Source organism: Comamonas sp. Tr-654 (assembly GCF_011752915.1).
In the GTDB taxonomy this organism is placed as follows: domain Bacteria; phylum Pseudomonadota; class Gammaproteobacteria; order Burkholderiales; family Burkholderiaceae_C; genus Comamonas.
In genome coordinates, this window is the sequence record NZ_VWWQ01000002.1 from 202,724 (window position 1) to 227,629 (window position 24,906).

A 24,906-nucleotide genomic window follows, 5' to 3' on the forward strand; every position below is an offset into this window, starting at 1 on the left:
TGAGCATGCCTGCCATGGATATGGCGACAGGGTGCCGCATTTCAAGGTGGAAATGCCTGCTCTTGGCACTTGAGCACAGTATTCCATGGATTTGACATGGTTGTGGGCAACCGGTTTTCCCAAGCTGTAGTAGGCAAGTCCTTGAGCGCTGCGACAGCGTTCAGCCCGAGCCGGTGCAGGTTGCAGGCCTTGGCTGGGAGGTAAGTGAACGCTTTTGATGCGGTCGCCCTGGGGTTTACGCCAGGAGGCGGTGCTACGGGCTATTGCGGCGCGGGCTGATATTTCTTGAGCTGCAGATCGACAAAGTCATCCTGCCCCTGGCTGAGCTTGATGCGCACGGGCAGGTATTGCATGGCAGGAGCCAGCCAGACCGAGCCGCGCTGGTCGCTGCTGCTTTTGCCGGGCAGTTTGTCCAGGCGCAGCGCCATGACGCTGCCAAAGGGCAGCTCCAGCGCCTCGCTGGCACCCACGCGGAACTGCCAGCGCACCGCTGAGCGTGCGCTGCTGGTGGTCAGTTCTATCAGTGTGCCAGGTGGGTATTTTTCGGGGCCTGCAGCCATCAGGGCCGAAAGCTGCAGAAAGACGCTGAGGCGGTCCTGCACACCGTCGCCAATGGCGGCATCGGTCTGCCCGCCGCTGTAGTGCGCCTTGCCGCTGGCCACGTCAAAGGCTGCAGACTGGGTTTTGCGCCCCTTGTCGCTGAAATTGAGTGGTTGAAGGCCCTTGGGCGTGATCAGCCCCTCGCTGGTCTGGGCGCGCTCGCCCAGCAGGAACATGCTGATCGACTGCCTGGCCTGGTAGTACTGACCGTCATGCTGCCACTGCAGCTGGGCGCCGGCCGAGTATTGAAAACCCTTGACCTGACCCGAGGCATTGAACTCCAGCGTGGCGGAGTTGGGCAGGGTGACGGGCAGCACGGAGCCAGGCGGCAGCGGCGCGCTCCCTGCGGGAGTGACCGCAATGGGGCGGGCCGTGTCTGCTCCATGGGCCTCGGCTGGCTCGGTCGCAGGCTCTGGTGCCGGTTCTGAAGCAGCAGCCTGCTGCTCTGTATTTGCAGCTACTTCTGTTTCAGGAGCTGCTTGCGCTTGTATTTCCTGAGCTGGAGGCGGATTTGGTGCAGGTTCCTGCTCGTCCGGCACGGGAGTGGGCATGGGAGCCGGCGCCGGCGCCCGGGGCGCAACCCGGGGCTTGGGCGCTGGCGGCACAGCCGGTTTGGGTGGGGCAGGCGGGGGCGAGGAAGGAGGGGGCGCCTGCAGCATGCGCGTCTCCATCACGATCTGGGCGTCGGCAGGCCTGTCCGGCGGGCTGGGATTCGGCAGGCCCCAGAGCAGCAGCCCGTGGGCTGCCAGCACCACGCCTGTGATGGGCAGCAGCGCTTTGCGTGCCTGGCTTGCCTGAGGGGTGCGGCCCATGAGCGTGGATCGGAGATTGCGGGTTTCAGTGGCTGGGGTCGGCGCGCCAGCCCAGATCGCTGGAGAGCTGGCGGGCAGCCGCCTGCAGCGGCGCGTCTATGGCTCCACCATAGTCGGGGTCGAAAGTCGCCAGCGAGCCCAGGGTCATCAGACCCAGCACGATATGGCCGGATGCGTCGAAGACCGGCACGCAAAAGGCCACGATGCCCGGCAGCACGGTATCGACCACGCGGGCCGTGCCGCGCGCACGGACCTCGGCCAGCATGTCCGCCACGGCCTCCTCGGTCTGGGGCAGATCCTGGCGTCTGGCCTTGCGGGCTCGTTCGATTTCGGGCTCCAGCAGCGGCGCCGTCATTTCGCGCGGCAGCCAGGCGCCGAAGCAGCGACCCGTGGCCGAGGCCAGCATGGGCATGACGTCGCCCAGGCGCAGGTTGGCGGTGACGGATTGCGCTGACTCCTCCCAATGCACGATGGTCGGGCCATGGTTGCCCCAGACGGCGATGGCCAGCGTGTGATTAAGAGACTCAAGCAGGGCCGGAATGCGCTCGCGCGCCAGACGCACCGGGTCGAGGCGGGCCAGCGATGCCAGGCCGATCTTCAGCGCCGCAGGGCCCAGGTCGTAGCGCGAATTGCGCTCGTCCTGCGCCACCAGACCGATGCGCTGAAAGCTCACCAGATAGCGGTGAGCCTTGGCGGCACTCATGCCGGCGGCAGCGGCGACATCCTTGAGCATCAGCGGTCCGCTGGCCTGTGCCAGCGCCTCGATGAGGGAGAAACCCACTTCGACCGACTGAATCCCTGCGCGTTCCTTTTCCATTGCAATAGAATCGTGTTTTGTTTAGTTAAATCAATTTAACCAATCGTAATTTTGGCTAGCGTTGTCAGGCATTGTGCCAGCACCGCTGCCTTGAGCAGAGGGACAGAGAATGAAACTGGCAACGTACAAGGATGGCTCGCGCGACGGGCAACTGGTCGTGGTCTCGCGTGACCTGAGCCAGGCCTGCTATGCCACCGGCATTGCCAACCGCATGCAACAGGTGCTGGACGACTGGAGCTATATGGCGCCCCAGCTGCAGGATCTGTCCCACGAACTCAATCACGGCAAGGCCCGCCATGCCTTCCCCTTCGATCCCCGGCGCTGCATGGCCCCGCTGCCGCGAGCTTATCAGTGGGCCGATGGCTCGGCCTACATCAACCATGTGGAGCTGGTGCGCAAGGCGCGCAATGCCGAGGTGCCGGCCAACTTCTACACCGATCCGCTGATGTACCAGGGCGGCAGCGATGATTTCATCGGCCCCTGCGACGATGTGATCGTGCCCAGCACGGCCATGGGCATTGACTTCGAGGCCGAGATTGCCGTCGTCACCGGCGATGTGCCCATGGGCACGGATGCAAGAGATGCGCTGGACGGCATCCGTCTGGTCATGCTGGCCAACGACGTGAGTCTGCGCAATCTGATCCCCGCCGAACTGGCCAAGGGCTTCGGTTTCTTCCAGAGCAAGCCCGCTACGGCTTTCAGCCCCGTGGCCGTGACGCTGGACGAGTTGGGCGATGCCTGGAATAGCGGCCGTCTGCATCTGACGCTGCAGAGCACTTGGAACGGCCGCAAGGTCGGCATGTGCGATGCGGGCGAGGAGATGACTTTTCACTTCGGCCAGCTGATCGCCCATATCGCCAAGACCCGCAATGTACGTGCCGGCTCCATCGTGGGAAGCGGCACGGTGAGCAACAAGGGTGTGGAGACCGGCAGCGGCAAGAACAAGCGCACGGAATGGCCCAAGGGCTATAGCTGCATCGCCGAAAAGCGCTGCATAGAAACCATTCAGGACGGTGCGCCCAAGACCGAGTTCATGCAGTTTGGCGACACCATCCGCATCGAGATGAAGGGCAAGGATGGCCAGAGCATCTTCGGCGCCATCGATCAGAACATTGCGCCGCCCGGAAGCAGCAGGGATGACGAGCCGCAGGGCCAGTCCTTGAATGCCTCCGAGGACTGAAGCCGCGACGCAGCAGCCATGCCCATGCCAAGTCTGAATCTGCCTCGCAGCGGGCCCTTCCTGAAGGCCGTGCCGGCCGCGTTGCTCGCACTGTATGCGGGCCTGTCCATGGCGGCAGAGCCCGAAGCAGGCTGCCCGCCCCCCGTCAGCCCGCCCACACAAGCCGAAGTGCAGGCCATGGCTCCCCATATGCAGGACAGGGGTCTGCTCTGGCGCGTGCAGGATGGCGAGCGCACCAGCTGGCTGTACGGCACCTTGCATGTCGGCAAGCGGGAGTGGATGTTGCCCGGTCGCACCATCGTGCGCTCCATGTATGGCGCAGACCTTCTGGCGCTGGAGCTGGATTTGCTCAATCCGCAGGTCATGCAGCAGTTGATCGAAGGTTTCAAGGCCCGTCCCGACGCCCCCGCGCTGCCCGCAGATCTGGAGGCACGGCTGGCGTTGCAGCGAAAGCAGGCCTGTGCCGAGCACCTGAGCGTGGAGCGCCCGGATGCCCAGTTGCTGGGGTTGCTTAGCCAACTGGGGCGCAAGCAGGGGCTGATGGCCGAGTTTGGCGCCGACCTGTTGCTGGCGGGCATGGCCCAGGCGCTGCACAAGCCCGTGCTGGGGCTGGAGTCGGTCCAGACCCAGCTCCAGGAGCTGCTTTCCGACGACCCCGTGGAGGTCCGGGAAAGCGTGCGCGACGGGCTTGAGCAGCTCGAAGATCCCAAGTCCCCCCAAACCCTGCAACAGCTGGCGAACATCTGGGCCAGCGGCAATGAGGAAACGCTGGAGAACTATGCCGATTGGTGTGACTGCATCAAGACCGAGCGTGACCGGCTCAAATACGCGCGCCTGATGGAAGGACGCAATCCTGGCATGGCGCAAGGCATTGCGAATCAGCTCAAACTGGGCAAGACGGTGTTTGCTGCCGTCGGCGCGCTGCACATGGTGGGGCCCATGGGCCTGCCCGAGTTGCTGCGACAAAAAGGCTATCAGGTCGAGCGTGTGAGATTCAAGCCGCCAGCCAAACAGGAATCGGAGTCAAAAGCACTTCAAACCGAATAGAGACAAGCGCAAGCTGCTATCAATTCAAAAAAGCAGGCAGCTTGGCGGGGTCCAAAAATCATTCCACAACCCCTACATCACCCTCAAGGAGACAAACGATGGATCGTCGTCAATTCCTGGCTGCCGCGGCAGCCAGCTCGGCTGCTGCCGCATCCCCCTTTGCCATGGCGCAGGACTGGCCCGCCAACCCCGTGCGCTGGGTCGTGCCCTACCCACCCGGAGGCGGCACCGATGTGCTGGCCCGTACCGTGGCCGAGTCCATGCGCAAGACGCTGAACCAGACCATCGTGGTGGACAACCGTCCCGGCGCCTCGACCAATATCGGCGGCCAGCTCGTTGCCTCGGCCAAGCCCGATGGCTACACCATCATGTCGGCCGACAACGCCATCCTGGCCTTCAACGAACACCTGTTCAGCAAGCTTCCCTTCAGCCCCGACAAGGATTTCACCTATGTGGGCGGCATCAGCCGCTTCCCCATGGCGCTGGTGGTCAACCCCGCATTCGAAGCCAAGGACTTCAAGGAATTCCTGGCCTATGCCAAGGCCAATCCCGGCAAGCTCAACTATGCCTCGCCTGGCAATGGCTCGCCCCACCATCTAGCCATGGAGCTGTTCAAGAACCGCACCGGCACCAGCCTGACCCATATCCCCTACAAGGGCGCCGCGCCCGCGCTGGCCGATGTGATGGGCGGCCAGGTGCCTTGCATGTTCCTGGATCTGGCATCGGGCCTGCCCGTGATTCAGTCCGGCAAGGTGCGCGCCCTGGCCATAGGCACGGCCAAGCGCGTGCCCAATCTTCCCAATGTGCCTACGCTGGCTGAGCTGGGTCTCAAGGATTCCGAGGTCTATGCCTTCCAGGGCATTCTGGGTCCCAAGGGATTGCCGCCAGCCATCGTGCAGCGCCTCAATGCAGACCTGCAAAAAGCGTTCAAGGACCCCGACGTGGTCAAGCGCATGGCCGACTTCGGCATGGAAGCCCTGCCCGGCACGCCCGAGCAGTTCCACCAGCTGGCACGCACCGAAGCCAAGCGTTGGGGTGAGGTCATCAAGACGGCTGGCGTGAAGCTGGACTGATAGTCCCTTCCCTGAGCTTCGCGAGGTACTGGGCATGGCTTGAGCCGTTGCCGCAGACCTCGTCGGCGCGCATCACCACGGCCCTGCCTCCTTGCGTTGCAGGGCCGTTTTCAATAGGGCAGTATGCCCGGCAGCAGTGGACGGCTGAGGCGCTCGCGCCACCATTGCTGGGCCCGTCCACGGGCATCGCTGCGCCAGGCCAGCCAGAAGGTTTCGGGCGGACGCGGCTCTTCCACCGCCAGTTCCACCAGCACTCCGGTCTCCAGCTCCACACGCACGCAGGCGCGCGGCACAAAGCCGTGGCCCAGCCCGGCGGCCTGGCATTCGATCTTGGCCTGCATGCTCGGCACGGTGATGCGCCGCTGGCCGGTGAGCAGGCCCACGGTGCGGTCGGTCAGCGAGCGCGCGCCGTCACCCACCACCACGGCGGTGTGTTCCAGCAGGTCGCTGCGCGCCAGTGGCCGGCCCAGGCGCGCCAGCGGGTGACTGGCCGTCACGCAGAACACGAAATCGAGCTGGCCTACGGCCACGGCCTTGTGGCCGCCGCCCGCAGGGCCTTCGCCTGCCGCCACGATCAGGTCGGCCCGGCCTTCGCGCAAGGCTTCCCAGGTGCCGGTCAGCGTCTCGCTGCCGATGCGCAGACGCGTGCCGCTGTTCAGCGCCTCGAAGGCCTGAATGTCGGCGCCGAAGGCGCTGGTGGGAATCAACGAGTCATGCACCAGGCGCACCTCGGTCTCGAATCCCGTGGCGATCTGGCGCAGCCGAGATTCGAGCTGACGCGCGGCTGCCAGCAGCCAGCGCCCTTCCTTGAGCAGCTCCTCGCCTGCCGGCGTGAGACTGACGCGCGGGCCGTTGCGCACAAACAGGTTCAGGCCCAGCTGTTCCTCGAGCTTGGACACGGCATAGGAGATGGTCGACGGTACTTTGTGCAGGCGCTCTGCCGCACCGGCGAACGAGCCGTGGCGTGCAATGGTGTCCACCAGTTCGATGGCTTCCAGAGAGAGTTTGAGCATATTGGGCGTGCCTAAAAAACAATCATCGAAATTATCGATGATTGAGAGGATTTTCTTTCAGCATAACCGCATATAAGGCCGCGGATACTTCATTCATCGCCACACGGAACGCAGCAAAGAAGGCAGATAGGCCAGCAGCAGGAAGTGTGAACACCATCGATTGTTTAGGAGATAGAAATGCTTGAAGTTCGCCCATCCAACCACCGCGGTCGCGCCAACCATGGCTGGCTCCAATCGCGCCACACCTTCTCCTTCGGCCACTACCGCGACGCCAATCAGCAAGGCTTTTCGGATCTACTGGTCATCAATGACGACCATGTGTCCCCCGGTCAGGGCTTCGGCACCCACGGCCACCGCGACATGGAAATCTTCTCCTACGTGCTCGACGGCGCCCTGGAGCACAAGGACTCCATGGGCACAGGCTCGGTGATCCGTCCTGGCGATGTGCAGATGATGAGCGCCGGCACCGGCGTGGAGCACAGCGAATTCAACCACTCGGCGCAGGACCCGGTGCACTTTCTGCAGATCTGGATCGTGCCCGCCGAACGCGGCGCCGCTCCACGCTATCAGCAGGTCCATGTGGACGATGCCGACAAGCGCGGCCGCCTGCGCCTGATCATCGCCCCCGAAGGCCAGGACGGCACCCTGGCCGTGCGCCAGGACGCCCGGGTCTATGCCGGCCTGTTCGATGGCGCTGAATCCGCCGAACTCGATGTGGGCACCGACCGCCATGTCTATGTGCATGTGGCCCGCGGCAGCCTCAGCGTGAACGGTGAGCGCCTGTCCGAAGGCGACGGCGCCCGCATCCGCAACGCCGGGGCTCTGCGTTTCGAGCGGGGCGAAGACGCCGAGGTGCTGGTCTTTGACCTGCGCCCCCGTGAACTGCCCACCATGTAAGCAACGGTTTTCATTCTGTTTTCTTGTTTCACCCGCAACCTCTCGCTCACCTTTTACTTCGGAGTTTCACCATGACCAACGCCAACGCTTCCATCGCCCGTCCCGTCGCCGTCGCCAAGCCCGGTGCCAAGCTGCTCAACCCCCATGACCACACGCTGATCATGATCGACTTTCAGTCGCAGATGGCTTTTGCCACGCACTCCATCGATCCCGTGCAGCTGCGCTCCAACGCCGCTCTGGTCGCTTCGGCTGCAGCAGGTTTCGGTGCCTCCACCATCCTGACCACGGTGGCGGAAAAAAGCTTCTCCGGCCCCATGTTCGAGGAAGTGACTGCGCCTTTCCCCGGCCAGGCCCTGCTGGACCGCACCTCGATGAACACCTGGGAAGACCAGGCCGTGATCGACAAGGTCAACGAGATCGGCAAGCCCCGCATCGTGCTGGCCGGCCTGTGGACCAGCGTGTGCATCGTCGGCCCGGCCCTGTCGGCCCTGGACCAGGGGTTTGAAGTCTTCGTGATCGCCGATGCCTGTGGCGATATCTCCACCGAAGCGCACAACCGCGCCATGGACCGCATGGTGCAGGCCGGCGCCCAGCCCATCACGTCGCTGCAATACCTGCTGGAAATGCAGCGCGACTGGGCCCGCACCGAGACCTATGACATGACCACGGGCATCGCCAAGAAGCTGGGCGGTGGCTACGGCATCGGCATCACCTACGCCAAGACCATGTTCGGCGCCCACGAAGGCTAAAAAAGCGGCAGGGGCCTGCTGCGCGGCCGTATCCTGCGCCTGTGGTCCTCGCCGTACGAAAGTACGGCTGCGGTCCTCGAGCCCAGCCTTCTTTTTTGCGTTCTCTTCGGCCTTTTTCTCTCTTCTTTGCGTTGCTGACACCCCCCTAGGCACACCATGACCCAGCCCACCACCCCCGACCTGATCCTGTTCAACGGCCGCTTCACCACCCTGGACCGCAGCAACCCTACGGCCACGGCCGTGGCCGTGAGCCAGGGCCGCTTCAGCGCCGTCGGCAGCGACCGCGAAGTCCTGCCTCTGGCCGGCCCGCAGACCAAGCGCATCGATCTGGGCGGGCGCAGTGCGCTGCCCGGGCTCATCGACAACCACCTGCACCTGATCCGCGGTGGCCTGAACTTCAACATGGAGCTGCGCTGGGACGGTGTGAAGAGCCTGGCCGATGCCATGGCCATGCTCAAGGCCCAGGTGGACGTGACGCCTGCCCCCCAATGGGTGCGTGTGGTGGGCGGTTTCACCGAGCACCAGTTCGTGGAAAAGCGCCTGCCCACGCTGGCCGAGCTGAACGCCGTGGCGCCCGACACCCCGGTCTTCATCCTGCACCTGTACGACCGTGCCCTGCTCAACGCCGCCGCCCTGCGCGCCGTGGGCTACACCAAGGACACGCCCGAGCCGCCCGGTGGCCAGATCCTGCGCGACAGCGCCGGCAACCCCACGGGCCTGCTGCTGGCCAAGCCCAATGCGTCCATCCTCTACGCCACGCTGGCCAAGGGCCCCAAGCTGCCGCGTGACTACCAGGTCAATTCCACGCGCCACTTCATGCGTGAACTCAACCGCCTGGGCGTGACCGGCGCCATCGACGCGGGCGGTGGCATGCAGAACTACCCCGACGACTACGACGTGATCCAGGAGCTGGCCGATGCCGACCAGCTCACCATCCGCCTGGCCTACAACCTGTTCACGCAAAAGCCCAAGGAAGAGAAGGACGACTTTCTGCGCTGGACCGCCACCTCGCAGTACAAGCAGGGCACGGACTACTTCCGCCACAACGGCGCGGGCGAGATGCTGGTGTTCTCGGCCGCCGACTTCGAGGACTTCCGCCAGCCCCAGCCCGAGCTGGCACCCGGCATGGAAGGCGAGCTCGAAGAGGTGGTGCGCATCCTGGCCCAGAACCGCTGGCCCTGGCGCATGCACGCCACCTACGACGAGACCATCGACCGCGCCCTCAATGTGTTCGAGAAGGTCAACGAAGACATCCCCCTGGCCGGCCTGAACTGGTTCTTCGACCACGCCGAGACGATTTCCGAAAAGTCCATCGATCGCATTGCTGCCCTGGGCGGCGGTGTGGCTGTGCAGCACCGCATGGCCTACCAGGGCGAGTACTTCGTCGAGCGCTACGGCGCCGCCGCGGCCGAAGCCACGCCCCCGGTCAAGCGCATGCTGGAAAAAGGCGTGAACGTCTCCGCCGGCACCGACGCCACCCGCGTCGCCAGCTACAACCCCTGGGTCTCGCTGTCCTGGCTCGTCACCGGCAAGACCGTGGGCGGCCTGCAGCTCACGCCCCAGCGCAACTGCCTGACCCGTGACCAGGCCCTGCGCATGTGGACCGAAAACGTGACCTGGTTCAGCAACGAACAGGGCAAGAAGGGTCGTATCCAGGTGGGCCAGTTGGCCGATGTGATCGTGCCCGACCGCGACTTCTTCGCCTGCCCCGAGTCCGATATCGCCGACACCTCGGCCCTGCTCACCGTGGTGGGCGGCAAGGTGGTCTACGGCGCCGGCAGCTTCGCCGACTTCGATGAATCGGCGCCGCCCCTGGCCATGCCCGACTGGTCGCCCGTGCGCACCTTCAAGGGCTATGGCGCCTGGGGTGTGCAGGAAGGTGCACCGCTGCAAGCCGTGATGCGCAATGCGGCAGCGAACTGCGGCTGCGCCAGCAACTGCAACATGCACGGCCACGCCCATGCCACGGCCTGGAGCAGCAAGCTGCCCGTGGCCGATCTCAAGGGCTTCTGGGGCGCCCTGGGCTGCGCCTGCTGGGCGGTCTGAGCATGGACGCGCTGCGTTCCACTGCCACCGCACCCTGGGTGCAGTCGCTGGCCCTGCTGTGTCTGTGTGCCGCCTATCTGCAAGGCGGCGTGGACAAGGCCCGCAACTTCCGCGGCGCGGTCGCCGAGATGCGCCAGTTCGGCCTGGCGCCGGCCGCACCCATCGCGGTGGCAACCATCGCGCTGCAGCTGGGCGCGTCGGCGCTGATCGTGTCGGGCTGGTACCGCTGGGCGGGCGCCCTGGCGCTGGCAGCCTTCACCGTGGCCGCGGCCTTTCTGGCCGACCGCTTCTGGGCAGCGCCGCAGGCCGATCGCCAGCGTACTGCCAATGCATTTTTTGAACACTGGGGCCTGGTTGGCGGCATGTTGCTCGTCGCCTGGCACGACCTGGGAGGCCACCGTGCCGGATAACAAAACCACCACCAACAACACCTCGGGCAGCTTCGCGCCGCTCGCCATCCCCGTCTTTGCTGTGCTGTGGGCCGCCACGGTGCTGGGCAATATCGGCAGCTTCATGCGCGATGTGGCCAGCGCCTGGATGGTGACGGAACTCTCGTCCAGCCCAACGGCCGTCGCGCTGATTCAGACGGCGGCCACGCTGCCCGTCTTCCTGCTGGCCATTCCCGCCGGTGTGCTGTCCGACATCCTGGACCGTCGTCGCTTCCTCATCGGCGTGCAGGTGCTGCTGGGCGCCGTGAGCGGCACGCTGCTGGTGCTGGCCCAGACGAACACGCTGACCGTGGAGTATCTCGTGGCCCTGACCTTTGTGGGCGGCATCGGCGCCGCCCTCATGGGCCCGACCTGGCAGTCCATCGTGCCCGAGCTGGTGCCGCGCAGTGAACTCAAGAGCGCCGTGGCGCTGAACTCCCTGGGCATCAACATCGCCCGTGCCATCGGCCCGGCCGCCGGCGGCCTGCTGCTGGCCAGCTTCGGCGCCGCCGCGGCCTACGGTCTCGATGTGCTCAGCTACGTCTTCGTGATCGCCGCCCTGGTCTGGTGGAAGCGCCCCAAGGCCGAGGCCTCGGCGCTCAACGAGCAGTTCTTTGGCGCCTTCCGGGCCGGTGTGCGCTATGCCCGGGCCAGCCGCGAGCTGCATGTGGTGCTGCTGCGCGCTGCGGTCTTTTTCCTGTTCGCCAGCTCGGTCTGGGCCCTGCTGCCCCTGGTGGCACGCCGCATGCTGGGCGGCACGGCCGGTTTCTACGGTGTGATGCTGGGCGCCGTGGGTGCCGGTGCCATCCTGGGCGCCGTGCTGCTGCCCAAGCTGCGCAAGCGACTCGACACCGACGGTTTGGTGTTGCTGGCTTCTGTGGTGACGGCCTTGGTCATGGGCGTGTTGACCCTGGCGCCGCCCAAGTGGGCAGCCGTGGCGCTGATGCTGGTGCTGGGCCTGGGCTGGATCATTGCGCTGACCACGCTCAACGGCGTGGCCCAGGCGGTGTTGCCGAACTGGGTGCGTGGCCGGGGTCTCGCCATCTACCTCATGGTGTTCAACGGCGCCATGGCCCTGGGCAGCCTTGGCTGGGGCCTGATCGCCGGCCAGCTGGGCCTGCCGGTCACGCTGCTGATCGGAGCCGTGGGCCTGGTGCTGGTGTCCCTGGTCTTCCACCGCGTCAAGCTGCCCACCGGCGAAGCCGATCTGCAGCCGTCCAACCACTGGCCTGAGCCTTTGCTGGCCGAACCCCTGGCCCACGACCGTGGTCCGGTCATGATCCAGATCGAGTACCGGATTGCGCATCAAGACCTGGCCGCCTTTTTCCAGGCCATGCAGCAGGTAGCACAGGAGCGCCGTCGCGATGGGGCCTATGCCTGGGGCGTTGCCGAGCACACCGGCGAGCCGGGCCGGGTGATCGAGTGGTTCCTGGTCGAGTCCTGGGCCGAGCATCTGCGCCAGCATGGTCGTGTGTCCAAGGCCGACGCCGATCTGCAGGCCGCCGCTTTGCGCTACCACCAGGGGCCGGACAAGCCCGTGGTCCATCACTTCCTGGCGCTCGATGCGCGCAGCGCCCAGCAGGGAACAGGTTCCCCCGCCCACTGAACTACGCCGGCCTTGCATTACTTACTTGACGGGCTTGGCGGCGCGCACGGCCACGACCTCGATTTCCACATACCAGGCGGGGTTGGCCAGGGCTGCAATCTGGAAGGCCGAGCGTGCGGGCAGGTTGGGCAGGGCGGCCGTGCCAAAGAACTGGGTGTAGCCACGCATGAAGCCGGCAAAGTCCATCTTGTTGCCCTTGGCGGGGTCGGCCACCAGGAGGACTTGCATTTTCACCACATCGCTCATGGTGAGATTCATGCTCTTGAGCTGCTCTTCCAGGCCTTTGAGGGGGCGGAACTACGGTGCTGCCGGGCTCAGAGTTCGCCGGGAGGCACGCTGGCTTCGCTGACCATGACGCGATTGCGTCCGCCACGCTTGGCTGCATAAAGCATGGCATCGGCCTGCTGGAAGACGGCCTTGATATCGGGAGCGCTGTCGGGCCAGTGGGCTACGCCCAGTGAAATGGTGATGTGGCCCACCGGAGGCATCTCCATCTTCTCGACCAGCTGACGCAGTCGCTCGGCGGCATGGACGGCAGCCTCCGGCGCCGTGCCGGGCAGCAGCAGCAGAAACTCCTCGCCACCCACACGGCAGGGCACGTCATCGATACGAGAGACCTCGCGCATGGTGCGCGCGAGCTGCCTGAGCACCTCGTCGCCCGTATCGTGGCCGAAACCGTCGTTGATGCGCTTGAAGTGATCGATGTCGATGGCAATCACCGAGAACGGCAGTGCCTGTTTCTGAAAGGCGGTGATGGCGGCTTCCAGATGGCGGCGATTGCCCAGACCCGTCAGCGGATCGGTGTTTACGTCTTCGCGCAGCTTGGTGATGTTGCGTTGCACCAGGTTCAGGCCCTTGAGCATGGCTTTCTTGAGTTCATAGGACTCGAAATACCATGACTTGACGGCCTGAATGTTCTGCGCGGTTTCGGGCTTGTCCATATCGTGCGCGCCATTGGCCAGCTGGCGCAGCGGGCTGGAAATACGGCGTGCGCTCCACCAGATGATCACCAGCATCACTAGGGCGATGGGCAGGGTCTTGTAGAGCACGGAGCGCATCATCTTGTTGAGCGGGGCCAGCGTGGCCGCCTTGGGGCGCTGGGCCACGATGCCCCAGCCCGAGGCGTGGATCACGGCATAGCCGGCCAGCATTTCCACGCCCTTGCTGTTGACGACGGGAGCCATCCCCGACTCGCCGCGTATGACCGCGTTGATGACATCGTTGTTGATCACCTGATCGCCAACGCGGTGGTTGTCGGGGTGATAGATGATGTGCTTGTTTCTGTCCACCACATAGACATAGGTGCCGTCCTGGTAGAAGTGCGAGCCCAGCAGGGTGTCGAGAATGCTGTCTTCCTTGAGGTAGATGCTGCCGCCCACCGCACCCAGAAATTCGCCCTGACGACCGAAAATGGGCTGCGAGACAAAGACGATGTAGTTTCCGGCAGTGGACATATAGGGCTGGCTGATGACCGGGCCCCGGGTGCTCAAGGTCTGAGTCACCCCGGCACTTTGCAGCGTCTTACCCTTGATCTGCAGAGTTTCTGGGGATGTCGCCAGCACATAGCCCGTGGGGTCGATGATGGTGACGGAGTTGAAGCTCTTGGTCTGAAGGCGCAGACGCGTGGCCTCTTTGGCCAGATAGCCCACGTCATCCATGTGCGCCCCCATCAGGCTGGCGCTGTATTCCAGTTGTTGCAGCGCCGACTGCAGAAAGTCATCCGTGCTTTTGGCCAGCTTGGTCGCGTAGGCGTGGTGACCTTCCAACGTGTTGTCGATCAACTGCTGGCGCTGCACCAGATAGCCGGCGTAGAAGGTGTTGAGAAACGGGATCAGTGCGCTGCAGATGGTCAGGACCAGAATCAGGCGGCGCAGGTCAAGTCGGGTCGGTGCCAGGCGGCGTTGCCAGGGGAGAGATTTCTTCACAGATGATGTCGCGAGAGCAGGGCGGCTCTGCGCTGTACCTGTGTGCTCTGACAGGCTCAGACCCCGGCCGCATATTCATGGAATGCCTGCATTATGGTTCCTCGCGCCGGGGCCCTGCTCACGGTCAACCACCATGCAGCCGTTTCACAGCGACAACTCCTTGAACTTTTCCACCTGCACTGCGCAGTCGTAGAAGCAGGGGGCCCGGCCTATGTCGGTGAGCTGCTGATGCGTCAGCTCGTTCACATTCGTGCCATTGGCTCCCTGCTTGCGCCACCAGATGCCCAGGCCCACCACCACGCCTGCGCGAGCACGGCCGTTGATGGCGGCATGGCAGACATGCTCGCCGCGCCCGTTGAAGACACGCAACGGGTCGCCGTCGGCAATGCCGCGCTCAGTCGCGTCATCGGGATGCATCTCCAGCAGCGGGCGCTCTTCCATGCGAGACAGACTGGCCACATTGGCAAAGCTGCTGTTGAGGAAGTTGCGTGCCGGTGGCGAGATCATGGCCAGCGGGTAGGCGGCCGTGGGCGGTTCGTAGTTGGGCAGATAGTCGGGCAGGGTGTTGATGCCAAGCCTCGCCAGGGCGGGGTTGTCGAATTCGCATTTGCCCGAAGGCGTGGCAAAGCCACCTTCGGCAAATGGCGCATCGGGTAGTGGAATATGGGCAAAGCCCTGTTGCAGAAGGTCTTCGAAATCAATCGCCGTATGTGCAACTGCTGCACGGCATAGAGCTTCGTCGGACTCCGAGAAACATGCTGCCGCAAAAGCGGGGTCCAGCCTGGCCATATGCATGGCCAGATCGCGAAAGATTTGCGCATTGCTGCGTGCCTGGCCCTGGGGGGCAATCGCCGGGCGATTCAGCAGTACGTCGGTATGACCGTAGCTGCCGTGGATGTCCCAATGCTCCAGCTGCGTGGTGGCTGGCAGCACATAGTCGGCATGGTCCGCGGTGTCGGTCATGAAATGCTCGAGAACCACGGTGAACAGGTCTTCGCGCGCAAAGCCCGCTGCCACCTTGGCAGACTCGGGCGCCACGGCGACGGGGTTGCTGTTGTAGACCAGGACGGCTTCCACCTTGGGGCCGAAGCCGGCGCCGCCCTCATGCAGCAGCACATCGCCAATCTGGCTCATGTTCAGTGTGCGTGGGCGACGCTCGCCCAGCAACTGTGGCAGCTGGAGTGCCGTGCGGTTGAACGGTGAGACGCCGGAGGCGGACAGCAGCAGTCCTCCCGCGCGGTGACGCCAGGCGCCAACGAGGGCCGGGAGGCAGGCGACGGCACGTACGGCATTGCCGCCGCCGCGTGCGCGTTGCATGCCGTAATTGAGGCGAATGGCCGCAGGCCTGGTCGTGCCGTAATCGCGTGCCAGGGACTGAATCTGTTCCACGCTCAGGCCGCAGACACTGGCGGCGCGCTCGGGCGGCCACTGCAAGGCTCTGGCCCTGAGTGCCTCCCAGCCCAGGGTGTGTTGCGCGATGTAGTCGTGGTCCAGCCAGTCGTGCACGATCAGCTCGTGCATCAGCGCCAATGCCAGTGCCGCATCGGTGCCAGGCAGAAGCTGCAGATGCTGGTGGCATTTGTCGGCGGTCTCGCTCTTGCGCGGGTCTATGCAGATCAGCTTGGCGCCCTGGCGCTTGGCTTCCTGCGCATAGCGCCAGAAATGCAGATTGCTGGCAATGCTGTTGCTGCCCCAGATCAGGATCAGCTGGCTTTCGGCGAAGAACTCCACGCGCATGCCCAGTTTGCCCCCATAGGTGGCGGTCAGTGCTTCGCTACCGGCGCTGGCGCAGATGGTGCGGTCCAGCAGGCTGGAGCCCAACTGGTGGAAAAAGCGCCGGTCCATGCTTTCGGCCTGCACTAGACCCATGGTGCCGGCATAGCTGTAGGGCAGTATGGCTTCGGGCGCGTGCCGGGCAATCCCGTGCAGGCGCTGGGCAATATCGCTCAGGGCTTCGTCCCAGCTCACGGGAGTGAACTGGCCGCTGCCCTTGGGGCCGCTGCGTCTGAGCGGCTGCAGCACCCGCCCGGAGTGGTAGGTGCGCTCCGTGTACTTGCTGACCTTGGCACAAAGCACGCCGCCTGTATGTCCATGGTCTGCATTGCCTTGGACCTTGGTGGCCGTGCCGTCGACCACCGTGGTGACCAGGGCGCAGGTGTCCGGACAGTCATGCGGGCAGGCGCCGCGTACTTGAACGATGTGAGGCATGTCGTGGGCTCGAAAAATCTGGACCGAATTGCGGCTGAAGACCGTTTTGTGGGCCTATTATGCGGCGCGCATCCCTGCCCAAAAGCCTGAGGTGCAAGACCCCAGAAACGGGCCGATCCAGCCCGTAGCAATGAGTAGCCAGTAGAGAGAGATCGAGAGCAATGCAAGACAAGCGAGTGGAGTGGAGTCGTCGTCAATTCATGAATGCCGCAGCAGCTGTGGCCGCCGGGGGCTTGACCGGCGCCAGTTATGCACAGGATGCGAGCGGGCCCATCGTGCTCGGACAATCCTGCGCGCTGAGCGGCCCCTCGGCACAGTTGGGGACGCAGTTCGCGCAGGGTGCCAAGCTGTACTTCGATCAGCTCAACGCACAGGGCGGCATCGGCCGTCGCCAGGTGGAGCTGCGCACGCTGGACGACGGTTACGAACCCGAACGCTGTGTGGCCAATACCCAGAAGTTCATTGCCGACGATGTGATGGCCTTGTTCGGCTATCTGGGAACGCCCACCAGCATGGCGGCGCTCCCTTTGCTGCAGAAAGCCAGGCTGCCACTGATTGCGCCGCTGACGGGGGCGGCCGGTCTGCGCGAACCCAAACTCGCTCAGGCGGTCTTCAATCTGCGTGCCTCCTATGCCGATGAAACCGCTCTCATGGTCAGGCAGCTGGTCTCGCTGGGACTGCAGAAGATCGCAGTGTTTCACCAGAACGATGCCTATGGTCAATCTGGTCTTGAGGGAGTGACACAGGCGCTGCAAAGTCACGGCCTCAAGCCCGTGGGCGCCGCCACGGTGGAGCGCAACTCCCGGGATGTGGCCAAGGCCGTCAAGACCCTGGTGCCGCTGGGTGCCGATGTGATCGTGCAGGTAGGCACCTATGCAGCCAGTGCCGCCTTTGTGCGAGCAGCACGCCAGGCCGGCTATGGCGGGCAGTTCTACAACGTCTCGTTCGTGGGCACTTCGGCACTGGCGCAGGCACTGGGCAAGGAGGCCGAGGGGGTGGTGGTCACCCAGGTCGTGCCATCGCCGTTCAAGACCTCGCATCCGCTGGCACGCGAGTTTCAAGCCGCCCTGCAGAAAAGCGGTGCGTCGCTGCAACCCGATTACTCGAGCATGGAGGGCTATCTGGCCGCCCGTGTCGTGGGCGAGGCGCTGAAATCCGCCGCTGCCGCTGGCCGGCTGCAGCGCGATGGCCTGGTGACGGCGCTGGAGGCCATGAATGGCCAGCAGGTGGCGGGTTTCCCGATCGCTTTCCGCCCACAGGCCGGCAAGCCGCGTTTTGTCGAGCTGACCATGCTCACGGGCGACGGCAAGGTCCGCGTGTGAGGCTTAGAGGCGTGCAGGGCGCAAGCTCTCTCGCTTTGGGCCATCATGGCATCTTTGCCATTGATGACCCCAAGGAGAGAGCGCATGGCCCTGCTGCCCGAACTTCAAGCAAGCGCCCCTGACATTGCCGCGCTGCGTCGCGATATCCACGCCCACCCTGAGCTGTGTTTTGAGGAAATACGGACCTCGGATCTGGTCGCGGCGAAGCTGGAGCAATGGGGCATAGCGATCCATCGCGGTCTGGGCAAGACCGGTGTGGTGGGCATCATCCATGGCCGCGACGGCGGCAGCAGCGGCCGTGCCATCGGCCTGCGTGCCGATATGGATGCCCTGCCCATGCAGGAGTTCAACACCTTTGACCATGCCAGCCGCCATGCCGGCAAGATGCATGCCTGCGGTCACGACGGCCACACGGCCATGCTGCTGGCGGCGGCGCAATATCTGGCCGCGCATCGCGACAGCTTCGAGGGCACGGTCTACACCATCTTCCAGCCAGCCGAAGAAGGCGGTGGCGGTGCTCGCGAGATGGTCAACGACGGATTGTTCGAGCAGTTCCCCATGCAGTCCGTGTTTGGCATGCACAACTGGCCGGGCATGAAGGCAGGCACCATGGCCGTGGGGGCAGGGCCTGCCATGGCATCCAGCAACGAATTCAAGATCGTGGTGCGTGGCAAGGGCGGCCACGCGGCCATGCCGCATATGGTGGTGGACCCGGTACCCGTGGCGGCCCAGCTCATCATGGCTTTCCAGACCATCGTCAGCCGTAACGTCAAGCCCATTGAGGCGGGCGTGGTGTCGGTCACCATGGTTCATGCTGGCGAGGCTACCAACGTCGTGCCGGACAGCGTGGAACTGCAGGGCACGGTGCGTACCTTCACGCTGGAGGTGCTGGACCTCATCGAGCAGCGCATGCAGCAGATCAGCGAGGCCGTCTGTGCCGCGCATGGCACGCAATGCACGTTCGAGTTCGTGCGCAACTACCCGCCCACCATCAACACCGCCCCCGAGGCCGAGTTTGCGCAGGCAGTGATGCGCGAGATTCTGGGCGATGCCGGGGTGGTGCCGCAAGAGCCATCCATGGGGGCCGAGGACTTTGCCTTCATGCTGCTGGAAAAGCCCGGTGCCTATTGCTTTATCGCCAACGGCGATGGCGATCACCGTGCCCTGGGGCATGGCGGCGGTCCCTGCACCTTGCACAACCCCAGCTACGATTTCAACGATGCGCTGATTCCGCTGGGAGCGACCTTCTGGGTCAAGCTGGCCCAGCGCTGGCTGGCCCAGCCTACGCGCGGTTGAAGTCTTGGACCCGCCGTTGCGGGCTGGGTGGAGGATTTCTTGCACGCCAGACCTCGGGCGGGCAGCCAAAGAGCGTGCCGAACCAGCGTGTGAAGGCGTTGTGGCTGTTTTAGCCCAGCATGGTGACGATCTGGCACACAGGGTAGTCCGGGATGCGCACATAGTGCTGGGCAAGCTCTGAACGAACATCATCCAGCAGCCCGGTAAAGTCCGGCCTTTAACTTCGTGCCCGCGCTGCGCGCAGGACTTCGATCTGGGTCACTGGGTGAGGTTCTGAAGGCTGTCCCTTGCCGCTGGCACAAGGCGGGTCGGGATGCGGCGGATGGGAGGGCGAGTACGCCTAGAAGTACCGCCTGCCCACCGACGTCACAGCACTTTGTGAAATAAAAAGAACGGTCGTTCTAATTTGGTCGATTTTTGGCTACACTGGCCTCGATTACTAAAGCCCAGGAGACCTTTCATGTCCGATTTGAACGCCCGGTTTGAAGAGACCGTCAAGAATTCCACCTCGCTCGGCGAGCGTCCCGACAACGCCACCTTGCTCAAGATCTATGCCCTGTACAAGCAGGCGACCGAGGGCGACAACGAAGCCAAGAAGCCCAGCTTCACCGACATGGTGGCCCGCGCCAAGTGGGATGCCTGGGCCAAGCTGGAAGGCACGACACCGGATGAGGCCAAGCAGCAGTACATCGATCTCATCGAGTCGCTGCGCTGATCGCCGACAAGGCCCCGGGTTCCGGGGCCTTGTTGTTTCAATTCAGGCCGCATCACACTGCGCCAAAGACGGAGGCTGGAAACTGGCACCTCCCCAAGTCAGGGACACCGAGAAAGGGCCGCCCCGCCCGGAAGCTGGCGTCCCCCTTGGGGAAAGCTGCAGAGCTGCTCAGGGGGTCAATACTTGTTCGAGAAATTGGCGCTGATGCGCTGACGCAAATATTCCGCTCCTGTGATGGGCGGATATTTTTTGGCCGGCCCTTCGATCACCGCATCTTCATTGGCCTGGCAGAAGAAGGCCAGGCTGTAGCGGGATCCCTGGTACTCATGTGGCTGCGGATTGCGCACGCGGTGGAAGTTGCTGGGCAACTGGTCGTCGCTCCAGCGCATCAGCATGTCGCCGATATTGCAGGTGATGACGCCATCCACGGGCTTCACGGGCGTCCATTGCTGGGCATCGGCCTCCTTGCCGGGCAGCACCTGCAGCCCACCCTGGCCGGCGCGCTGGAACAACAGCGTCAGGCAGTCGAAGTCCGTATGTGCGCCTGCACGCCACAGGCCGATTTCGTCCTTGAGTGCAGGGTCCACGGCAAAGTAATGCAGCATACGCAGCGTGCTCTGGTAGCTGGGTACGGCGGGGTCATGTGCGCGGGTGAAGAACTCCTCGTCAAAGCCCAGCTTGTAGGCAAAGCAGGACAGCAGCTGCATACCCACCTGCCAGCATTGGTGCTCAAAGGCCAGCGCGGCCTGTTGGAAGCCGGGCAATTCCTGCTCGCTGGGCCACAGGCCCTGCATGCGTGGACGCGTGACCTGATAGGACTCTTTCTGGTCGGGAGTGCGCGTGGAGGGGCGGATCTGCGCCTTGTGCTCCCAGCCTGCGTTGCGCGACAGCGGCCATTGGGCCTTGGTTTCGGGCGGCAGGGCAAATAGCTGTTCGGCTCTGCCGAATGCGGCGTCGATATCAGCCTGGGCGATGCCGTGGCCGGAAACCTGGAAGAAGCCGATTTCCACCGAAGCGCTCCAGATCTGCTCTGCAATCTCCTGCTTGCGCTGCTCGAAGTCGCTGATGTCTATGACGCGAACTTCGCGCGCCGAGGTTTCTGCGCCTTGCCCGCCCATGCGGGCTTCCTTGTCCAGTTCGCCAAGGCTGTAAGAGTGGTTGGTCATGCTCTGCATAGGAATTTCTCTTGCGATGACTTCAGACACCGGCGTTGCCAGTGAAGCTTGCGGTTGCAGGCACCTGAAGTGTGGATACCAGGTGCGGCTGTGTGCCGCACCCACTTCAAGAGCAATGACCCGCGAAGCTGCTGACCGGCGATGGTCAGAGCACCGTGCTGAACGCTTCTACTCTTGATGTGAGTGCAGCAAACAGCGTGCCAGCCATTCACCAGGGCACAGGCGCTCTTGGTTTTGGTGCATGGCTTCAAACTGGTGCACTGCCGCGCATGAATCCATGCATGTGCTGCTCGGGCGTGCACCTTGTTGATACCCGGCAAGCGGAAATCAAAAGCAGGCACGCCAATTGCTAGAAGGTTGAACGAGTAGAAGCGTTCAGCCTGCATCCGTGTGCAGTGCCAGGAAATTGCTCAAGTCCTGCCAGTGGCTGCCGCCGCCGGCATTCCTGTCGCCAGAGACCTGAGAGTTCCCCCATGCAACGTCGCCATTTTCTTGCTGCCCTGCCTCTTTGCGGTGCGCCCTGGGTTCATGCCCAGGGCAAGTCACTGACGCCGCTGAAATTCACGCTGGATTTCCGTGTCAACGGCCAGACGGCTCCTTTCTTTCTGGCGCAGCAAAACGGCTATTACCGCGATGAGGGCCTGGATGTGAGCCTGGATGTGGGGTCGGGCTCGGTGGCCTCCATTACCCGCATTGCCAGCGGCGCCTACCAGCTGGGACTGGGCGATATCAGCTCGCTGATCGAGTTCAATGCGCAGAACGCCGGCACGCCTCGTGTGCAGGCCGTCTATCAGTACTACAACCGCGCCCCCTTTGTGATCATCGGGCGCAAGGACCGGAGCATCACTTCGGACTTTGGAAGTCTCAAGGGCAAGAAGGTGGCCGCAGCGGCGGTGGAGTCCACGCGCCGTGCCTGGCCGATGGTGGCGCGGCGCAAGAACCTACCCGCCGATCTGTTTGCCTGGTCGACAACGGAGTTCTCGGCACGCGACAACGTCATGGTGCGTGGCGATGTGGATGCCGCCACCTATTTCCATGACTCGGCGGTATCGTTGTTTGCGCGTCTCAAGCCCGAGGAGCTTTCTATACTGCGCTACAGCGATGCCGGCGTTCATCTGTATGGCAATGCGATCCTGGCGTCCAGCCAGCTGATTGCCGAGAAGCCGCAGGTCGTGGCCGCTTTCCTGCGCGCCACCAACCGTGCGATTGTGGAATGCCTTGCCAACCCCGCAGCAGGCATTGCAGCCGTGCGCCAGCGCGAGCCGATTCTCGATGAGAAGCTGGAGCTGGAGCGCTGGTCCATCACCGCACAGTATGTGGCAGCGGCAGACACGAAAAGCCATGGACTGGGCGACTTCAGCAAGCGTTTGATGGAGCAGCAGCTGGACAGCGTGGTGCAGACCTTTGCGCTCAAGACCACGCCATCTGCCGACGCACTGTTCAACAGCAGCATGCTGCCCGTCAGGTCGGCGCGCATGCTCAAGGTCTGAGGAGGAAGCAATCATGTCATTGCCTCAAGCCCAGGCCCTGAATGACGCCGATGGCCGTTATTTGCGCGAAGCCATAGCGCTCGCGGATACGGCACGCGAGCGCGGCAACCGGCCCTTCGGCGCGCTGATCGTGGCTGCCGACGGGCGCGTGCTGGCCCAGGCCAGCAATGCCAACGGCGAGAGCGGCGATTGCACGGCCCACGCCGAGCTGTCCGCCATCCGCCTGGCCAGCCCCTTGTATTCAAGAGATGAGCTTGCCGTCGCCACGCTGTACTCGTCTGCCGAGCCCTGCGTGATGTGTGCCGGCGCGATCTTCTGGTCCGCCATCGGCCGGGTGGTCTATGGCATCGATGCCGGGCGGCTGCGCGTGTTCCGTGGCGAGCGGCTCGATCAGAAGGATGCCGAGCTGTCCTGCCGCGATGTGTTTCAGGCCGCTTCGCACGCCATCGAATGCATCGGGCCGGCCTTGATCGAAGAGGCCAGCAGTTCGCACCAGGGCGCCTGGAAGGTTTGAGCCCGGCACCCATTCAACCGCAATTCATTGACATAGAGAGAGGGAAGCCACCATGCAAACCAAGCGCCTGTTCCTGCAATCCGTTCTGGCCCTGGGCAGCTTTGCCAGCGCCACGGCAGCCTTTGCCGCAACGCCCATCAAATTCCAGCTGGACTGGCGTTTCGAAGGACCCGCCGCGCTGTTTCTGCAGCCAGTTGCCAAGGGCTATTTTCAGGCTGCGGGTCTGAATGTGACGGTGGACGCCGGCAGCGGCTCCGGTGGCGCGATTCAGCGCGTGGCATCGGGCTCTTACGACATGGGCTTTGCCGATCTGGCCGCACTCATGGAGTTTCATGCCAACAACCCCGATGTCAAAGACAAGCCCGTGGCCGTGATGATGGTCTACAACAACACGCCGGCCTCGGTCATGGCACTCAAGAAGAGTGCCATTGCCAAGCCTGCGGACCTGACCGGCAAAAAGCTCGGCGCACCGGTGTTTGATGCCGGCCGGCGCGGTTTCCCGCTGTTTGCCAAGGCCAACAAGGTTGGCGATGTGCAATGGACCACCATGGATCCACCGCTGCGCGAGACCATGCTGGTGCGCGGCGATATCGATGCCATTACGGGCTTTACCTTTACTTCGCTGCTGAACCTGGAGGCGCGTGGCGTGAAGGCGGCCGATGTGGCGGTCATGCCGTTTGCCGACAACGGCGTCAAGCTCTATGGCAACGCCATCATCGCCAGCGCCAAGCTGGTGCGCGAGAATCCCGAAGCCGTACGTGCCTTCCTCAAGGCCTTCAGCAAGGGCGCCAAGGAAGTCATGGCCAACCCCGGTGCCGCCATTGCCTATGTGAAGGAGCGCGACGGCATCGTCAACACCGCTCTGGAAACCCGTCGTTTGCAACTCGCGATCGACACCGTGATCAACACCGCCGATGCGCGCGGCGAGGGCTTTGGTCAGGTCAGCCCCACACGCATGGCGCTGATGGCTTCCCAGATCTCTGACGTCTATGCGACCAAGACACGTGTGAACCCCGAGACGCTCTGGAACGGCCGCTTGCTTCCGCCCCTCGCAGATCTCGACGTTTTCCCCAAGAAGTAATTGCTCAATGATTGATAGCTGGATGCGCTTGTATGACAGGCGCTACAGCCTGTTTTTATGAAGTCATCAGATACAGAAGCTGCCCGGCCATTTGTCGAATTCAAAGACGTCTGGCTGGCCTATAACGAAGAGCTGCTGCAGGCCAACCACTTTGCGGTGGAAGGCATCGACCTCACGGTGCAGCGTGGTGAGTTCATCGCCATCGTCGGTCCTTCGGGCTGCGGCAAGTCCACTTTCATGAAGCTCACCACGGGCCTGAAGATGCCGTCCATGGGACGCATCACGGTCGATGGCCAGCGCGTGACAGGGCCGCTCAAGATCTCGGGCATGGCGTTCCAGTCCTCTTCACTGCTGCCCTGGCGCACCACGCTGGACAATGTGCTGCTGCCGCTGGAGATCGTGGAGCCGCACCGCTCGCAGTTCAAGCAAAAGCGCAAGGAATACGAGGCCCGTGCCATCGAGCTGCTGGGCAAGGTCGGACTCGCGGGCTATGAACGCAAATACCCCTGGCAGCTGTCCGGCGGCATGCAGCAGCGCGCCAGTATCTGCCGCGCCCTGATTCACGAGCCGCAGATGCTGCTGCTCGACGAGCCCTTTGGCGCACTTGATGCCTTCACACGCGAAGAGCTGTGGTGCATTTTGCGCGACCTGCAGGCCGAGCAGAAGTTCAATGTGATCCTGGTCACGCATGATCTGCGCGAGAGCGTGTTCCTGGCCGATACCGTCTATGTGATGAGCAAAAGCCCGGGCCGCTTCGTGGTACGCCGCGACATCGACCTGCCGCGCCCGCGCGATCTGGAGGTCACTTACACCCCCGAGTTCTCGGACATCGTCTACGAGCTGCGCGGCCATATTGGCGCCCTGCGCAAAAGCGGCACCGACATCTCTGCAGCCATTCCTCAATAAGGCGCA

General features: G+C 63.8%; 21 protein-coding genes and 1 pseudogene. 15 read left to right on the plus strand and 7 right to left on the minus strand.

Annotation, left to right across the window (positions count from 1 at the left end; translation table 11 throughout):
* Positions 1 to 260: 260 nt before the first annotated feature.
* Positions 261 to 1,412, minus strand: a complete 1,152-nt coding sequence (locus tag F3J24_RS06615; protein ID WP_167003814.1) for a DUF3108 domain-containing protein — start codon at positions 1,410 to 1,412, stop codon at positions 261 to 263.
* 25 nt (positions 1,413 to 1,437) lie between these two features.
* Positions 1,438 to 2,229 (minus strand): IclR family transcriptional regulator, encoded by a 792-nt coding sequence (locus tag F3J24_RS06620; protein ID WP_167003816.1) that lies wholly within the window; start codon positions 2,227 to 2,229, stop codon positions 1,438 to 1,440.
* A gap of 109 nt (positions 2,230 to 2,338) precedes the next feature.
* On the opposite strand from F3J24_RS06620, the gene F3J24_RS06625 reads away from it, so the two are divergent.
* The 3 genes from F3J24_RS06625 to F3J24_RS06635 all read left to right on the plus strand — a co-directional run bounded on the left by F3J24_RS06625 (position 2,339) and on the right by F3J24_RS06635 (position 5,529).
* On the plus strand, positions 2,339 to 3,409 hold the full coding sequence (locus F3J24_RS06625) for a fumarylacetoacetate hydrolase family protein (RefSeq protein WP_167003818.1): 1,071 nt from the start codon (positions 2,339 to 2,341) through the stop codon (positions 3,407 to 3,409).
* An 18-nt stretch (positions 3,410 to 3,427) separates the two neighbouring features.
* Positions 3,428 to 4,456 (plus strand): TraB/GumN family protein, encoded by a 1,029-nt coding sequence (locus F3J24_RS06630; protein WP_167003820.1) that lies wholly within the window; start codon positions 3,428 to 3,430, stop codon positions 4,454 to 4,456.
* Between the two features lie 98 nt (positions 4,457 to 4,554).
* Positions 4,555 to 5,529, plus strand: coding sequence for a tripartite tricarboxylate transporter substrate binding protein (locus tag F3J24_RS06635; protein WP_167003822.1), 975 nt, complete (start codon positions 4,555 to 4,557; stop codon positions 5,527 to 5,529).
* 110 nt (positions 5,530 to 5,639) lie between these two features.
* Here the strand turns inward: F3J24_RS06635 and F3J24_RS06640 are convergent, their stop codons facing one another.
* Entirely contained in the window at positions 5,640 to 6,542 is a 903-nt protein-coding gene (locus tag F3J24_RS06640; protein WP_003050708.1) for a LysR family transcriptional regulator, read from the minus strand.
* A 177-nt stretch (positions 6,543 to 6,719) separates the two neighbouring features.
* Between F3J24_RS06640 and F3J24_RS06645 the strand changes: the two genes are divergently transcribed.
* From F3J24_RS06645 to F3J24_RS06665, 5 genes are all read left to right on the plus strand, one after another.
* A complete protein-coding gene (locus tag F3J24_RS06645) occupies positions 6,720 to 7,439 on the plus strand; it encodes a pirin family protein (RefSeq protein WP_167003824.1) in 720 nt (239 codons plus the stop codon).
* A 71-nt stretch (positions 7,440 to 7,510) separates the two neighbouring features.
* Positions 7,511 to 8,188 (plus strand): isochorismatase family protein, encoded by a 678-nt coding sequence (locus F3J24_RS06650; protein ID WP_167003826.1) that lies wholly within the window; start codon positions 7,511 to 7,513, stop codon positions 8,186 to 8,188.
* A 156-nt stretch (positions 8,189 to 8,344) separates the two neighbouring features.
* Positions 8,345 to 10,234: an amidohydrolase gene (locus F3J24_RS06655; RefSeq protein WP_167003829.1), complete on the plus strand. Its 1,890-nt coding sequence runs from the start codon at positions 8,345 to 8,347 to the stop codon at positions 10,232 to 10,234.
* A gap of 2 nt (positions 10,235 to 10,236) precedes the next feature.
* Positions 10,237 to 10,644, plus strand: coding sequence for a DoxX family protein (locus F3J24_RS06660; RefSeq protein WP_167003831.1), 408 nt, complete (start codon positions 10,237 to 10,239; stop codon positions 10,642 to 10,644).
* Positions 10,634 to 12,268, plus strand: a complete 1,635-nt coding sequence (locus F3J24_RS06665; RefSeq protein ID WP_167003833.1) for an MFS transporter — start codon at positions 10,634 to 10,636, stop codon at positions 12,266 to 12,268. Before F3J24_RS06660 ends, F3J24_RS06665 begins: the two co-directional genes overlap by 11 nt.
* A 21-nt stretch (positions 12,269 to 12,289) precedes the next feature.
* Here the strand turns inward: F3J24_RS06665 and F3J24_RS06670 are convergent.
* From F3J24_RS06670 to F3J24_RS06680, 3 genes and pseudogenes are all read right to left on the minus strand, one after another.
* Positions 12,290 to 12,556: pseudogene (locus tag F3J24_RS06670) on the minus strand (Rid family hydrolase); the annotation flags it as partial.
* A gap of 26 nt (positions 12,557 to 12,582) precedes the next feature.
* The gene (locus F3J24_RS06675) at positions 12,583 to 14,193 is read right to left on the minus strand and encodes a sensor domain-containing diguanylate cyclase (protein ID WP_167003835.1); all 1,611 of its coding nucleotides are present in this window, start codon (positions 14,191 to 14,193) and stop codon (positions 12,583 to 12,585) included.
* Positions 14,194 to 14,337: 144 nt separating this feature from the next.
* Complete coding sequence (locus F3J24_RS06680) at positions 14,338 to 16,401, minus strand: molybdopterin-dependent oxidoreductase (protein ID WP_167003837.1); 2,064 nt, start codon at positions 16,399 to 16,401, stop codon at positions 14,338 to 14,340.
* Between the two features lie 161 nt (positions 16,402 to 16,562).
* Between F3J24_RS06680 and F3J24_RS06685 the strand changes: the two genes are divergently transcribed.
* From F3J24_RS06685 to F3J24_RS06700, 3 genes are all read left to right on the plus strand, one after another.
* On the plus strand, positions 16,563 to 17,723 hold the full coding sequence (locus tag F3J24_RS06685) for an ABC transporter substrate-binding protein (protein ID WP_167003839.1): 1,161 nt from the start codon (positions 16,563 to 16,565) through the stop codon (positions 17,721 to 17,723).
* 84 nt (positions 17,724 to 17,807) lie between these two features.
* Positions 17,808 to 19,019 carry a M20 aminoacylase family protein gene (locus tag F3J24_RS06690; protein WP_167003842.1) on the plus strand — a complete coding sequence of 404 codons (1,212 nt, stop codon included), beginning with the start codon at positions 17,808 to 17,810 and terminating at the stop codon, positions 19,017 to 19,019.
* 460 nt (positions 19,020 to 19,479) lie between these two features.
* Positions 19,480 to 19,734, plus strand: a complete 255-nt coding sequence (locus F3J24_RS06700) for an acyl-CoA-binding protein (RefSeq protein ID WP_003050754.1) — start codon at positions 19,480 to 19,482, stop codon at positions 19,732 to 19,734.
* Between the two features lie 176 nt (positions 19,735 to 19,910).
* Here F3J24_RS06700 and F3J24_RS06705 read toward each other — a convergent pair whose 3' ends face one another.
* Positions 19,911 to 20,909, minus strand: coding sequence for an isopenicillin N synthase family oxygenase (locus F3J24_RS06705; protein ID WP_167003845.1), 999 nt, complete (start codon positions 20,907 to 20,909; stop codon positions 19,911 to 19,913).
* Positions 20,910 to 21,382: 473 nt separating this feature from the next.
* Here F3J24_RS06705 and F3J24_RS06710 point away from each other — a divergent pair, with 473 nt between their 5' ends.
* Genes F3J24_RS06710 through F3J24_RS06725 form a run of 4 tightly spaced genes read left to right on the plus strand, consistent with a single transcriptional unit; the run spans position 21,383 to position 24,900 of the window.
* A complete protein-coding gene (locus tag F3J24_RS06710) occupies positions 21,383 to 22,399 on the plus strand; it encodes an ABC transporter substrate-binding protein (RefSeq protein WP_167003848.1) in 1,017 nt (338 codons plus the stop codon).
* A gap of 13 nt (positions 22,400 to 22,412) precedes the next feature.
* Positions 22,413 to 22,913, plus strand: coding sequence for a nucleoside deaminase (locus F3J24_RS06715; protein WP_167003850.1), 501 nt, complete (start codon positions 22,413 to 22,415; stop codon positions 22,911 to 22,913).
* A 52-nt stretch (positions 22,914 to 22,965) separates the two neighbouring features.
* Positions 22,966 to 23,994, plus strand: a complete 1,029-nt coding sequence (locus F3J24_RS06720) for an ABC transporter substrate-binding protein (protein ID WP_167003853.1) — start codon at positions 22,966 to 22,968, stop codon at positions 23,992 to 23,994.
* A 57-nt stretch (positions 23,995 to 24,051) separates the two neighbouring features.
* Positions 24,052 to 24,900 (plus strand): ABC transporter ATP-binding protein, encoded by an 849-nt coding sequence (locus F3J24_RS06725; RefSeq protein WP_167003855.1) that lies wholly within the window; start codon positions 24,052 to 24,054, stop codon positions 24,898 to 24,900.
* Positions 24,901 to 24,906 lie beyond the last annotated feature (6 nt).

Excerpts from the sequence above, each read along its gene's own strand:
- F3J24_RS06685 (WP_167003839.1), top strand. The coding sequence starts at position 16,563 with ATGCAAGACAAGCGAGTGGAGTGGAGTCGTCGTCAATTCATGAATGCC.
- F3J24_RS06640 (WP_003050708.1), bottom strand. The coding sequence starts at position 6,542 with ATGCTCAAACTCTCTCTGGAAGCCATCGAACTGGTGGACACCATTGCA.
- F3J24_RS06700 (WP_003050754.1), top strand. The coding sequence starts at position 19,480 with ATGTCCGATTTGAACGCCCGGTTTGAAGAGACCGTCAAGAATTCCACC.
- F3J24_RS06655 (WP_167003829.1), top strand. The coding sequence starts at position 8,345 with ATGACCCAGCCCACCACCCCCGACCTGATCCTGTTCAACGGCCGCTTC.
- F3J24_RS06690 (WP_167003842.1), top strand. The coding sequence starts at position 17,808 with ATGGCCCTGCTGCCCGAACTTCAAGCAAGCGCCCCTGACATTGCCGCG.
- F3J24_RS06715 (WP_167003850.1), top strand. The coding sequence starts at position 22,413 with ATGTCATTGCCTCAAGCCCAGGCCCTGAATGACGCCGATGGCCGTTAT.
- F3J24_RS06720 (WP_167003853.1), top strand. The coding sequence starts at position 22,966 with ATGCAAACCAAGCGCCTGTTCCTGCAATCCGTTCTGGCCCTGGGCAGC.
- F3J24_RS06615 (WP_167003814.1), bottom strand. The coding sequence starts at position 1,412 with ATGGGCCGCACCCCTCAGGCAAGCCAGGCACGCAAAGCGCTGCTGCCC.
- F3J24_RS06635 (WP_167003822.1), top strand. The coding sequence starts at position 4,555 with ATGGATCGTCGTCAATTCCTGGCTGCCGCGGCAGCCAGCTCGGCTGCT.
- F3J24_RS06630 (WP_167003820.1), top strand. The coding sequence starts at position 3,428 with ATGCCCATGCCAAGTCTGAATCTGCCTCGCAGCGGGCCCTTCCTGAAG.
- F3J24_RS06705 (WP_167003845.1), bottom strand. The coding sequence starts at position 20,909 with ATGCAGAGCATGACCAACCACTCTTACAGCCTTGGCGAACTGGACAAG.
- F3J24_RS06660 (WP_167003831.1), top strand. The coding sequence starts at position 10,237 with ATGGACGCGCTGCGTTCCACTGCCACCGCACCCTGGGTGCAGTCGCTG.
- F3J24_RS06620 (WP_167003816.1), bottom strand. The coding sequence starts at position 2,229 with ATGGAAAAGGAACGCGCAGGGATTCAGTCGGTCGAAGTGGGTTTCTCC.
- F3J24_RS06650 (WP_167003826.1), top strand. The coding sequence starts at position 7,511 with ATGACCAACGCCAACGCTTCCATCGCCCGTCCCGTCGCCGTCGCCAAG.
- F3J24_RS06645 (WP_167003824.1), top strand. The coding sequence starts at position 6,720 with ATGCTTGAAGTTCGCCCATCCAACCACCGCGGTCGCGCCAACCATGGC.
- F3J24_RS06680 (WP_167003837.1), bottom strand. The coding sequence starts at position 16,401 with ATGCCTCACATCGTTCAAGTACGCGGCGCCTGCCCGCATGACTGTCCG.
- F3J24_RS06710 (WP_167003848.1), top strand. The coding sequence starts at position 21,383 with ATGCAACGTCGCCATTTTCTTGCTGCCCTGCCTCTTTGCGGTGCGCCC.
- F3J24_RS06625 (WP_167003818.1), top strand. The coding sequence starts at position 2,339 with ATGAAACTGGCAACGTACAAGGATGGCTCGCGCGACGGGCAACTGGTC.
- F3J24_RS06725 (WP_167003855.1), top strand. The coding sequence starts at position 24,052 with ATGAAGTCATCAGATACAGAAGCTGCCCGGCCATTTGTCGAATTCAAA.